General features: G+C 53.7%; 12 protein-coding genes. 10 read left to right on the top strand and 2 right to left on the bottom strand.

Annotated features, from left to right (window positions below; translation table 11 throughout):
- Positions 1-421 precede the first annotated feature (421 nt).
- A complete protein-coding gene (gene gmhB / locus ACQE3Z_RS16035) occupies positions 422-982 on the bottom strand; it encodes a D-glycero-beta-D-manno-heptose 1,7-bisphosphate 7-phosphatase (protein WP_426974551.1) in 561 nt (186 codons plus the stop codon).
- 193 nt (positions 983-1175) lie between these two features.
- On the opposite strand from gmhB, the gene metN reads away from it, so the two are divergent.
- From metN to proS, 6 genes are all read left to right on the top strand, one after another.
- Positions 1176-2207 (top strand): methionine ABC transporter ATP-binding protein MetN, encoded by a 1032-nt coding sequence (metN, locus tag ACQE3Z_RS16030; RefSeq protein ID WP_250651904.1) that lies wholly within the window; start codon positions 1176-1178, stop codon positions 2205-2207.
- Positions 2200-2853 (top strand): methionine ABC transporter permease MetI, encoded by a 654-nt coding sequence (locus ACQE3Z_RS16025; RefSeq protein WP_085067893.1) that lies wholly within the window; start codon positions 2200-2202, stop codon positions 2851-2853. The genes metN and ACQE3Z_RS16025 overlap by 8 nt, the downstream gene beginning before the upstream one ends.
- Positions 2854-2885: 32 nt before the next feature.
- Positions 2886-3701: a MetQ/NlpA family lipoprotein gene (locus ACQE3Z_RS16020; RefSeq protein WP_426974550.1), complete on the top strand. Its 816-nt coding sequence runs from the start codon at positions 2886-2888 to the stop codon at positions 3699-3701.
- Between the two features lie 218 nt (positions 3702-3919).
- The gene (rcsF, locus tag ACQE3Z_RS16015) at positions 3920-4324 is read left to right on the top strand and encodes an Rcs stress response system protein RcsF (protein ID WP_426974549.1); all 405 of its coding nucleotides are present in this window, start codon (positions 3920-3922) and stop codon (positions 4322-4324) included.
- A complete protein-coding gene (gene tsaA / locus ACQE3Z_RS16010) occupies positions 4321-5028 on the top strand; it encodes a tRNA (N6-threonylcarbamoyladenosine(37)-N6)-methyltransferase TrmO (RefSeq protein ID WP_426974548.1) in 708 nt (235 codons plus the stop codon). Before rcsF ends, tsaA begins: the two co-directional genes overlap by 4 nt.
- 104 nt (positions 5029-5132) lie before the next feature.
- Positions 5133-6860, top strand: a complete 1728-nt coding sequence (gene proS / locus ACQE3Z_RS16005) for a proline--tRNA ligase (RefSeq protein WP_426974547.1) — start codon at positions 5133-5135, stop codon at positions 6858-6860.
- A 128-nt stretch (positions 6861-6988) separates the two neighbouring features.
- Here proS and ACQE3Z_RS16000 read toward each other — a convergent pair whose 3' ends face one another.
- The gene (locus ACQE3Z_RS16000; protein ID WP_426974546.1) at positions 6989-7471 is read right to left on the bottom strand and encodes a hypothetical protein; all 483 of its coding nucleotides are present in this window, start codon (positions 7469-7471) and stop codon (positions 6989-6991) included.
- A gap of 493 nt (positions 7472-7964) precedes the next feature.
- Here ACQE3Z_RS16000 and ACQE3Z_RS15995 point away from each other — a divergent pair, with 493 nt between their 5' ends.
- The 4 genes from ACQE3Z_RS15995 to ACQE3Z_RS15980 all read left to right on the top strand — a co-directional run bounded on the left by ACQE3Z_RS15995 (position 7965) and on the right by ACQE3Z_RS15980 (position 11312).
- Positions 7965-8306 (top strand): ArsR/SmtB family transcription factor, encoded by a 342-nt coding sequence (locus ACQE3Z_RS15995; protein ID WP_426974545.1) that lies wholly within the window; start codon positions 7965-7967, stop codon positions 8304-8306.
- The gene (locus ACQE3Z_RS15990; protein WP_426974544.1) at positions 8303-9475 is read left to right on the top strand and encodes an MFS transporter; all 1173 of its coding nucleotides are present in this window, start codon (positions 8303-8305) and stop codon (positions 9473-9475) included. The genes ACQE3Z_RS15995 and ACQE3Z_RS15990 overlap by 4 nt, the downstream gene beginning before the upstream one ends.
- Positions 9476-9565: 90 nt before the next feature.
- Positions 9566-10027, top strand: coding sequence for a hypothetical protein (locus ACQE3Z_RS15985; protein ID WP_426974543.1), 462 nt, complete (start codon positions 9566-9568; stop codon positions 10025-10027).
- Entirely contained in the window at positions 10002-11312 is a 1311-nt protein-coding gene (locus ACQE3Z_RS15980) for an ISL3 family transposase (protein ID WP_426974542.1), read from the top strand. The genes ACQE3Z_RS15985 and ACQE3Z_RS15980 overlap by 26 nt, the downstream gene beginning before the upstream one ends.
- Positions 11313-11443: the final 131 nt, after the last annotated feature.

Raw genomic sequence — 11443 nt, 5'->3', positions numbered from 1 at the left:
CTGCCGCCAGCGTTCAATCTGAGCCATGATCAAACTCTTCAATTTAAAAGTCTGATGCTCAAAGAAAAACGTCGTAATGAATTACGTGTTCACTCTGAGACTTGATACTGCAATAGTTTTTGCGATATCCCGTCCGTGAGTGCCCACACAGATTGTCTGATAAATTGTTAAAGAGCGGTGCGACCGGTACCTGATACCGTTGTCGCGAGGTGGCGTATATTACGCCTTCCTCTTTCAGAGTCAACCTCTTTTTCAGAAGTTTTTCTCCGGCGATTCATCTTACTGAACCGCTCAACACCGCGTGGCGTAAGCCGTTGTGCCGTGTCGATGGAGGCGCATTATAGGGAGTTCTCGACCCCTGACAAGTGCTAATTTCAACTTTTTTTGCTGTTCGCTGAAATTTCGCGCAGAACGCCCATTTTTAACCCTGTTTTATGCGTTTCGGTAGCTCTGCAAGGCTATCTATTACCCAGTCGGCCAATTTCTCGCCTTCCGCAATAACCGGTTTACCGCTGCGTACTAATACTGTTGTGCCCACGCCTGCTGCTTTGCCTGCCTGAACATCATCGATTTTATCGCCAACCATATAAGAAGCAGCCATATCGATATTCAGCTCTTTCATTGCGCTAAGCAGCATACCGGGTTGTGGTTTACGGCAGTCGCATTGTTGGCGATAGCTTTCTACCGCAGCCTCAGGATGGTGTGGACAATAATAGATGCCATCCAAATCCACCTCTCTGTCTGCCAGCGACCAGTCCATCCACTCCGTGAGCTGCATAAACTGGTCTTCACTAAACATTCCGCGCGCGATACCGGACTGGTTAGTCACCAGCACCAGCGCGTACCCCATTTTCTTCAGTTCCTGCATCGCCTCAATGGCGCCATCAATAAACTGAAAAGCATCAATCTCATGGACATAGCCATGATCCACATTTACTGTGCCATCGCGATCAAGAAATATCGCCGGGACTTTAGCCGTCACGTAGTAACTCCTGCTGCCTGATTTGTCGCTCAGTATCGCATGATTGCAATAAAAGAGAGAATGGCAGATTGAATCTCTCTGATTGATTTAGACGTCTGGATGCCTTACCATCCGTTTCAAATTTTGTCGCGTTAGTAAGACAAAAGAAAAAACACCACGGACAACTTCACCGCAACAGATAACTAATAACTCAATGATAAAACTTTCCAATATTACTAAAGTCTTTCAGCAGGGCGCGCGCACCATCACTGCGTTGTCAGACGTTAGCCTACACGTGCCCGCAGGACAAATTTATGGCGTTATTGGCTCATCAGGCGCGGGTAAAAGTACGCTTATTCGCTGCGTTAACCTGCTTGAGCGCCCTACGTCCGGCAGCGTTCTGGTTGATGGACAGGAACTCACCTCGCTGTCAGAAAGCGAGCTTACGCTGGCCCGCCGTCAAATCGGCATGATTTTCCAGCATTTTAATCTGCTGAACTCGCGCACCGTTTTTGGCAACGTGGCGTTGCCGCTTGAGCTGGATAACATGCCACGCGCAACGATCAAAGCTCGCGTGACGGAGCTGCTCGATCTGGTCGGCCTTGCCGATAAGCATGACGCCTGGCCTGCTAACCTTTCCGGAGGTCAGAAACAGCGCGTTGCTATTGCGCGTGCGCTGGCAAGCAGCCCGAAAGTACTGCTGTGTGATGAAGCCACCAGCGCGCTTGATCCGGCCACCACCCGAGCCATTCTTGAACTCTTAAAAGATATTAATCGCCGTCTTGGCATTACCATTCTCTTGATTACGCATGAGATGGATGTGGTAAAACGCATTTGCGATCAGGTTGCGGTCATCAGTAATGGTCAGCTGATTGAAAAAGACAGCGTCAGCGAAGTTTTCTCTCATCCGAAAACGCCGCTGGCTCAGCAATTTATTCAGTCCACGCTGCATCTTGATATTCCTGAGGACTATCAGCAGCGTTTACAGGCGCAGTCAACTGCTGACAGCGTGCCTCTTCTGCGGCTGGAATTTACCGGTCAGTCGGTTGATGCGCCGCTGCTGTCGGAAACCGCACGCCGCTTTAACGTTAACAACAATATTATCAGCGCCCAAATGGATTACGCTGGCGGCGTGAAGTTCGGCATCATGCTGACGGAAATGCACGGCAGCGAGCAGGAGACCGAAGGCGCAATTGCTTATTTACAACAGCATCATGTAAAAGTAGAGGTATTAGGGTATGTCTGAGGCAATGATGTGGTTACTGGGTCGCGGCGTTTGGGAAACGCTGATGATGACCTTTGTCTCTGGCTTTTTTGGCTTTGTGCTGGGTCTGCCGGTTGGCGTTCTGCTTTATATCACCCGCCCGGGTCAGATCATGGCCAATAATAACCTGTATCGGGTCTTATCCGCGCTGGTCAATATTTTCCGTTCGATTCCTTTTATTATCCTGCTGGTCTGGATGATCCCTTTTACCCGCGCCATTGTTGGCACCTCAATTGGGCTACAGGCCGCTATCGTTCCGTTGACCGTTGGCGCTGCGCCTTTTATTGCGCGTATGGTTGAAAACGCTCTACTGGAGCTGCCTACCGGCCTGATTGAAGCTTCCCGTGCCATGGGCGCAACGCCGATGCAGATTATTCGTAAGGTTCTGCTGCCGGAAGCCTTGCCGGGGTTGGTAAATGCGGCCACTATTACATTGATTACGCTGGTCGGCTATTCTGCGATGGGCGGTGCCGTAGGCGCTGGCGGCTTAGGGCAGATTGGTTATCAGTACGGCTATATCGGTTATAACGCCACAGTAATGAATACCGTTCTGGTATTACTGGTGGTCCTGGTTTATCTCATACAATTCTGTGGCGACCGCATCGTTCGTGCTGTCACACATAAATAAGTCACCTCAATACTCTCTATTAAGGAAAGGATATGTCTTTCACGTTGAAAAAGATTGCCGCTGTGGGAGCGCTGCTCGGTGCTATGGCGCTGGCAGGATGTGGTCAGGAAGAGAAAGATCCTAACCATGTTAAAGTTGGTGTTATTGTTGGTGCCGAACAGCAGGTTGCTGAAGTCGCGCAGAAAGTGGCGAAAGATAAATATGGTCTGGACGTTGAGCTGGTCACCTTTAATGATTACGTGCTGCCTAACGAAGCATTAAGCAAGGGCGATATTGATGTTAACGCCTTCCAGCATCAGCCCTACCTTGACGCGCAAATCAAGGATCGTGGCTATAAACTGGTAACCGTAGGCCACACTTTTGTTTATCCAATCGCAGGTTACTCGAAAAAGATTAAATCACTGGATGAGCTGCAGGAAGGCGCGCAGGTTGCCATTCCGAACGATCCTACTAACCTTGGCCGTTCACTGCTGCTGCTGCAAAAAGTGGGTCTGGTTAAGTTAAAAGAGGGTGTAGGCCTGCAGCCGACCTCTCTGGATATTATCGAAAACCCGAAAAAGCTGAAGATTGTTGAGCTGGAAGCGCCGCAGCTGCCGCGCTCGCTGGATGACGATCAGATCGCGCTGGCAGTGATTAATACCACCTATGCCAGCCAGATTGGCCTGACGCCAACCAAAGACGGCATCTTTGTGGAAGATAAAGATTCTCCTTACGTGAACATTATTGTTGCGCGTGAAGACAATAAAGATGCAGAAAATGTGAAGAAGTTTGTTCAGGCATATCAGTCTGACACTGTCGCAGAAGCGGCGAATAAAATCTTCAATGGCGGTGCGGTTAAAGGCTGGTAATACGGCTCAGGCTCAGGATTTTTAGTTAATCATCTGCCCTTAACATTGCGTTACCCATCTCGATCAGGCGGCCCGCTGATTTACCGGTTATAAGCTTTATGCTTGCGGTCAAATCAGCCGGGCCGCCTTTTTAACGTTTAATCAAATGTTATCGCAACTTGTCATTTAACTGATTGCTTGTTTCAATAACGCCAATTTTTAGAAATGAGGATAATTCGATGCGCGCGTTACCGCTTTGTTTGTTGGCGCTTTCGCTGACAGGTTGCTCTTTGCTACATAAGCCTTATAAGCCCATTACCGCGCCCGAAGCCCGGCCAACCATCACGGAAACGCATGCTCGTCCAGCAGTGCGCCCTGCGCCGGTGAAGCTCTATACCGATACAACTGAGCTGCTAAGTAATCCTTTCCGGGATTTAGGCGAGGTATCGGGCGATGATTGCCAGACCAGCCGCCAGGACTCGCCGCCAAACATTAATACCGCACGTAAACGTATGCAGATCCGCGCATCTTATATGAAAGCTAACGCGGTACTGTTACATAAATGTGAAATCGTTAATGAAAGCAAAGGCTGCTATCGCCAGGCGATCTGCCAGGGCACGGCGCTAAAAGTAACCGGTAAATGAGTCAGTTTTCTTTCGCGCAGATTGGCGTGATTAAATCACCGTGGAAAGAGAAGTTCGCGGTACCACGGCAGCCGGGCCTGATTGAAGATGGCGGCGGCGAATTGCATTTGCTTCCTCCCTATAATCAACCGGAAGCGGTGCGCGGCCTGGAAGCGTTCAGTCATCTGTGGCTGCTGTTTGTTTTTCATCAAACCATGGAAGGCGGCTGGCGTCCAACGGTACGCCCTCCGCGCCTGGGTGGTAATACGCGCATGGGCGTATTTGCCACCCGCTCAACCTTCCGGCCCAATCCGGTTGGCATGTCGCTGGTTGAGCTGAAAGGCGTACGCTGCCAGAAAAGCCAGGTGATCCTTGAGCTGGGCAGCCTTGATTTGGTTGATGGCACGCCAGTTGTTGATATCAAACCCTATCTGCCTTTTGCCGAAGCGATTCCGGCTGCGCGCGCCGGTTTTGCCCAAAATGCCCCTTCAGCAGAGATGCCGGTGCGCTTTTCAGAGCGCGCGCAACAGCAGTTGCATGATAACCAACAGCGTTATCCTCAGCTGGCGCGTTTTATTAGCCAGGTGCTGGCACAGGATCCGCGTCCGGCCTATCGCAAAGGCGAAGAGCCAGAGCGTGAATATGCCGTCTGGCTGCTTGATTTCAACGTGCGCTGGCACGTAACCGCTGAAGGCACCGAGGTGCTGGCGCTCGATCCGCGCTAATTTGTTCTCGCTCTCTTTTGAGGTGCATCACTCGCTGGTACACTAACCGCCACTATTTTCAGGTCAATCTTTGACTATTTTCCGCCCAAACTGGAATCTTACAGATGCGTACTACTCAATATCTGCTCTCCACGCTTAAAGAGACGCCGTCCGATGCCGAAGTGATCAGCCATCAGTTGATGCTGCGTGCCGGGATGATTCGTAAACTGGCCTCAGGCCTCTATACCTGGCTGCCGACGGGCTTACGCGTACTAAAAAAAGTTGAAAACATCGTGCGCGAAGAGATGACTAACGCCGGTGCGATTGAAATCTCTATGCCGGTAGTACAGCCAGCCGACCTGTGGCAGGAGAGCGGACGTTGGGAGCAGTACGGTCCTGAGCTGTTGCGTTTGGTGGATCGTGGCGATCGCCCGTTTGTGCTGGGCCCAACGCACGAAGAGGTGATCACCGACCTGATTCGCAACGAGCTAAGCTCTTACAAGCAGCTGCCGCTGAATCTGTTCCAGATCCAGACCAAATTCCGTGATGAAGTGCGCCCGCGTTTTGGCGTAATGCGCTCACGTGAATTTATCATGAAGGATGCTTACTCCTTCCATACCTCTCAGGAATCGCTGCAGGAAACCTACGAGGCGATGTATCGCGCCTACGGTCAGATCTTCAGCCGTATGGGGCTGGATTTCCGCGCGGTACAGGCAGATACCGGATCTATCGGCGGCAGCGCATCGCACGAATTCCAGGTGCTGGCGCAGAGCGGTGAAGATGACATCGTCTTCTCAACCGAATCGGATTACGCGGCGAATATTGAGCTGGCGGAAGCCGTTGCGCCAGCCGGTGAGCGCCCTGCCCCTGCGCAGTCGTTAGAACAGATTGATACGCCTGATGCAAAAACTATCGCCGAACTGGTTGCGCAGTTTAATCTGCCCGTTGAAAAAACAGTCAAGACGCTGATAGTTAAAGCCAGCGAAGAGAGTGGCCACCAGCTGGTTGCGCTGCTGGTGCGTGGCGATCATGAACTGAACGAAATCAAAGCGGAAAAAGTGGATATCGTGGCTGCGCCGCTGGTGTTTGCTACTGAAGAAGAGATCCGTGCCGCAGTTGGTGCCGGTCCGGGTTCACTGGGTCCGGTTGGCCTGACATTGCCGGTAATTGCCGATCGCACCGTTGCCAAAATGAGCGACTTCAGCGCGGGCGCGAATATCGACGGCAAGCACTTTATCGGGATCAACTGGGGCCGCGATCTGGCCGAGCCGCTGCAGGTTGCCGATCTGCGCAAGGTAGTGGAAGGCGATCCCAGCCCGGACGGCAAAGGTACGCTGCTGATCAAGCGCGGCATCGAAGTGGGTCATATCTTCCAGCTGGGCACCAAATATTCGGAAGCGATGAAGGCTGCGGTGCAGGGCGAAGATGGCCGTAACCAGACGCTGACCATGGGCTGCTACGGTATTGGTATCACCCGCATAGTGGCAGCGGCAATTGAGCAGAACCATGACGATCGCGGCGTTATCTGGCCTGCGGCGCTGGCACCGTTCCAGGTCGCGATCCTGCCGATGAACATGCATAAATCTTTCCGCGTGAAAGAGTTGGCGGAAGAGCTGTACGCCACGCTGCGTGCGAAGGGTATCGAGGTACTGCTTGACGATCGTAAAGAGCGTCCGGGCGTGATGTTTGCCGATATGGAACTGATCGGGATCCCGCATACCATCGTGCTGGGCGATCGCAACCTAGATAACGACGAGATCGAATATAAAGCGCGTCGTGCCGGTGAAAAACAGATGATCAAACGCGACCGTATTGTGGATTTCCTGGTCGACGCGATCCAAAGCGAGAAATAATCCCCTGCCGTAACGCTACGCTAAAAACCCTGAAACCCGGCCTACCGGTGAGTAAGGGTTTTTTACCCTTCGCTCGTTCTTCCTTAGCGCATCCCTTAGCATAATACCCTATCCAACAAACTACCGATTCAGGCGGTCACATCCTGTAGATCCAGATCTCTAAGGAACTTAAGCACTCTGTCCGTCTCCTGGTGAAAGTACTCCATAGTGGTAATAGAAATGATGCGTTCTTTTGGAAATCCTGCGGTCATAAACTGATATTGTAGCCCCGGAGCACAAATTATGGCCTGCGCTTTTAGTTTGATTTCATCGATATAGCTGTAAGTGTCATCCAACTGCGCCTGCCAATCCATCCTGTGGCGGGTGAACTCAGCGTTTAATACTCGCAAATAGTTTTCTTCCACACAGCTTAAAGAAAACAAGGATGGGGCGGTATATCTTCCCAACGCTAAAACGGGCGGAGCCGCATAAACAAATAGGGCATCCGGATTTAGCGGTTGATCTGCACTAGACGTTGTTTTATGGCGAATTCGGATTTTAGTGTGGGTAGCGAAAGCCTGATGCCCTATCATTAAAAGGCTATTTGCAAAATAGGGTTGGAATTCATCCATTCTGACCCTAGATTCCTCTTCTGCTGAAAAGCTGCTTCTGGTTGGTTTCCTCTGCTTTTCTGGGTATCACCAGAATCAGCCTTGGTTGGATTCTCTGCCATATTCCTCTCACCATCAGACAGCATTGGTAACTGCCTGATGTATGACAATCATAGCTTTCCGACCAGCGTCTGAATGGCAGCTTTCTTGCCTTCCCCAAAGGCGTTTTTGAGCCCATCAAGCGATGTACTGTCTGGCGACAGTGGGCTAGGCACCTGTTTCATGGCCTCCATCGCTTTCAGGTCAACGTCATTCTCTGAAAGTCATAAGAGTAGCCCGCAGCGACACCTCCCACCGCAGGAGGTCGCCCACGGCAAGGTGCTGAAGGTCGTCAAGTGACATGCGCATAACTCTACGAGGGCTCGGATCGTCGTGAGAGGAACTGTCGATTTGACCGTGCGATAATTTTCGAACTATAATTGTGCGATAAATTTCGCACAATAGGAAACGATCCATGCCCCCACGGAACTACCACCATCCAGATGTCGAGGAGATTGCGATAGCGCGAGTGCTCTTCGCCCTCAGCGAGCCGCTGCGGCTGAACATGGTGAAGATGCTCGCCGAGCAAGGGGAGGTCGACAGCATAGACCTCGGCCCCGATCTGCCGCGCTCGACCCTGACCCACCACACGAGCCTGCTGCGCGAGTCCGGGGTGGTCTTCGTGCGCGCCGAGGGCCGTAAGTGCATGATCAAGCTGCGCGGCGAGGACCTCAACGCGCGCTTCCCCGGCTTGCTCGGCACGGTGCTCACCGGCTACGAGAGCGACGATGGCGACCGCGGGGAGGCCAACATATGATCCGCAAGCTATGGCCCTTGATTGTCGCCGCCATCTCGCTCGGGATCGACGCTTACGTGCTCGCCGGCGTCCTTCCCCAGATAGCGGATTCGCTGACGACCACCGTGGCGATGATTGGCCTGGGCGTCACCGCATTCACCGGTGCGTACGCCCTCGCCGGTCCGCTCCTATCTGGGCGGCTCACCCGCTGCAGCACGGCCAGCGCGCTGCTCATTGCGCTCGGGCTGTTCAACCTCGGGAACCTCATCACCGCCCTTTCGCCCGGGATCGAGGTCTTCCTCGCCTCGCGCGTGGTGGCCGGAATGGGCGCGGGTATCCTCACGGCCGTTGCGACCGCCACGGCTGTGGCGATGGTCGCCGACCATGAGCGTGGTCGCGCCATGTCGCTCGTGACCTTCGGCCTCTCCACGGGGACCGTCGCGGGCGTCCCGGTCGGGATGCTCATCGGCCAGAGCGCTGGGTGGCGCTGGACCATGGCACTGGTCGTGCTCATCGGCGTGGTCAGCATGGCGGCGCTGGCCTTCCGCGCGAAGACGCTACCGCGGCTCGACGCGGCGGCAGAAGGATCCGCGTTCACGGTTCTGCGATTGAGTCGGACTAGCGTCGGCGTCATGGCAGCCTTCCTGCTGGGCGTCGCCAGCCTGGGCCTCTACACCTATCTGCTGCCCATGGCCGAGGACCGGGGGCTCGGAGGATTGGGCTTCGCCTTGGTCTGGGCGTGGGGCATCGGCGGCGTCACCGGGTCTGCACTGATCGGCAGGCCCCTCGATCGGTTCGGCCCCAATCCCCTGCTCATCGTGCTGCCTGTCCTGCTGGCGCTGAGCTTCGCCGTGGCCTGGCTGACCGGTTCACCGATCATGTGGCTGGCTGCAGCAGCGGTCTGGGGCGCAGCCGGCTGGGCGAGCGTCCCCACGCTGCAGCAGGCCCTGACGGCGGACCGGCCCGCGCAGGCGATGCCGATCATCGCGTTCCAGATGGCCGCGATGTACCTCGGCTCCGCCGTCGGCGCAGCGCTCGGCGGCGCACTGCTCACAGCCGGAATCGGAGCAGCCGATCTCGCCGCCTGGGCGCTCATCCCCGCCGTGCTCGCGTTGGCGCTCACCGGCTGGATCACGACGCGCAGGTCTCTCGACTCCGCTCAGGTGGCGGCCTGCAAGAGTACTGCATGATCGAGTATCTGATGGCGCTATGACCGCCGACGCGAGAACCCCGTGACCACGAAGGCCACGGGGTTCGTCTCTCGGCAAATGGAGCGGGCTATGTCTGATACTGTCCACATCGATAGCGAAGGCCGGGAACTGTATTTCCGGCTGGAGACTCAGGACACCTGGCGTGTGTTCATCGACACGCCGGCAGGGCGTCACTTCGAGGCGGGCACCATGCTAGTCGAAAAGGACTGGCAAGGAGAGAGAATCACCTCTCATGTCACCCTATACCGCCTTGGTGCTGGTCGAGGGCTTTATGGGATGACTGCCGCCGATGAGATCCAATTGAGCCATGACCACCTTGAATTCCTGAAAAGCACGAAGCGGCATAAAAAGCGCATCGAGAAAGCCGAATCGAGGCTGGAATGGCTATACAGAATCGCGGCAGCGGGACATTCCTACATGGACCCGAAATGGAACAAGACGCGAAAGTGTAAACGAGCATTACTGGAGTATCGGGAGGGGCTTCGGCCCCTCTCTTCTTTTGCTTATGACAAACATTCTCAACTGGCATGATTACAAAGTGCTCCAGGTAGTGGAGCTGGAGCACGATTACCAGGTACACGCCGAAGTTACCGAACCGCCTACTCGTTGCCCCAACTGCAATAACTCTGAAATCGTTGGCTTTGGCCGTCGTGATGAAGTGATCATGGATACCCCAGTCCACGGCAAACGAACAGGCATTATACTTAACCGCCGTCGCTATCGCTGCCAGTCCTGCCGAAAGACGTTTCTGGAGCCTGTGCCGCACAAAGACAACAAGCGGCAGATGACCCACCGACTGATCCAGTATATTGAGCGTGAGAGCCTGCGGCGCACGTTTTCTGGTGTGGCTGAGGATGTTGGAGTTGATGAAAAGACTGTTCGCAACATATTTAACGACTACTGCGAGCGAATGGAAAAAACGCTCAAATTTGAAATGCCGCAATGGTTGGGTATTGACGAAATCCAGATCATCAAACCCCACTGCGTAATTACCAACATCGAGCAGCAGACCATCGTGGATATGCTGGACAACCGGAACAAAACTACGGTTACACGCTACCTGAGCAAACGCACTGACCGCGACCAGGTGCGTTATGTGGCAATGGATATGTGGCGCCCCTACCGTCAGGCGGTGGAAACCGTTCTGCCTGACGCCACGGTAATCATCGACAAGTTCCATGTTATCCGGATAGCGAACGAATCACTGGAACGCGCCAGAAAGGCTATCAGAATCGCCCTAACGCCACAACAGCGCCGTGGGTTGATGCGAGCTAGGTTCCTCTTGCTGAAACGGCGTCACGAGCTGTCAGATGCCCAATACATGCGATTCTCCGGCTGGACGCTGAACTATCCGGAGATAGGCCAAGCCTACGAGCTGAAAGAATCGTTTTTCGAAATATGGGACTGCCAGACTCGACACCGGGCGCAGAAAGCCTATTACGCCTGGCTGCGTCAAATTACTCCGGAAATGAAAGTGCACTTCGATGCACTGATCAAAGCCATGGGCAACTGGCATGACGACATATTTGCGTATTTTGACCACCCAATTACCAACGCATACACCGAGTCACTGAACAACCTGATCCGTGTTGTGAATCGTGTGGGCCGGGGCTACAGCTTTGAGGCACTGCGAGCCAAAATCCTGTTCACGGAGGGCTTTCAGAAGATCAAGAAGCCCCGTTATCAGCGTCAACGGATAGCCGAAGGTGCTATAGGCAGGATTCCATTCTATGGCGTTGCAGAGACTGGGTCAGCAACCAACTATGGCGTAGACCTATCAACACTGGTTCAGGAGATCCAGGCAGGGCGTTTATAGCCCTGTTTCAACCTTATAATCCGGATACCCAACAAATATAACCGTCTTCATATTCCCTCACCTTACGCTGATAAATTCCGTTGTAATCAGTAATGCGGTTTCGTTTAGCGAAAACTAACTAAAAGCGGGTC

This window comes from Pantoea sp. FN0307 (genome assembly GCF_050113815.1).
Lineage (GTDB): Bacteria > Pseudomonadota > Gammaproteobacteria > Enterobacterales > Enterobacteriaceae > Mixta > Mixta alhagi.
The sequence above is the reverse complement of the archived record's forward strand: the minus strand, read 5'-3'. Positions and strand labels throughout refer to the sequence as shown.

Excerpts from the sequence above, each read along its gene's own strand:
- metN (WP_250651904.1), top strand. The coding sequence starts at position 1,176 with ATGATAAAACTTTCCAATATTACTAAAGTCTTTCAGCAGGGCGCGCGC.
- ACQE3Z_RS16025 (WP_085067893.1), top strand. The coding sequence starts at position 2,200 with ATGTCTGAGGCAATGATGTGGTTACTGGGTCGCGGCGTTTGGGAAACG.
- ACQE3Z_RS16020 (WP_426974550.1), top strand. The coding sequence starts at position 2,886 with ATGTCTTTCACGTTGAAAAAGATTGCCGCTGTGGGAGCGCTGCTCGGT.
- rcsF (WP_426974549.1), top strand. The coding sequence starts at position 3,920 with ATGCGCGCGTTACCGCTTTGTTTGTTGGCGCTTTCGCTGACAGGTTGC.
- tsaA (WP_426974548.1), top strand. The coding sequence starts at position 4,321 with ATGAGTCAGTTTTCTTTCGCGCAGATTGGCGTGATTAAATCACCGTGG.
- proS (WP_426974547.1), top strand. The coding sequence starts at position 5,133 with ATGCGTACTACTCAATATCTGCTCTCCACGCTTAAAGAGACGCCGTCC.
- ACQE3Z_RS16000 (WP_426974546.1), bottom strand. The coding sequence starts at position 7,471 with ATGGATGAATTCCAACCCTATTTTGCAAATAGCCTTTTAATGATAGGG.
- ACQE3Z_RS15995 (WP_426974545.1), top strand. The coding sequence starts at position 7,965 with ATGCCCCCACGGAACTACCACCATCCAGATGTCGAGGAGATTGCGATA.
- ACQE3Z_RS15990 (WP_426974544.1), top strand. The coding sequence starts at position 8,303 with ATGATCCGCAAGCTATGGCCCTTGATTGTCGCCGCCATCTCGCTCGGG.
- ACQE3Z_RS15985 (WP_426974543.1), top strand. The coding sequence starts at position 9,566 with ATGTCTGATACTGTCCACATCGATAGCGAAGGCCGGGAACTGTATTTC.
- ACQE3Z_RS15980 (WP_426974542.1), top strand. The coding sequence starts at position 10,002 with ATGACAAACATTCTCAACTGGCATGATTACAAAGTGCTCCAGGTAGTG.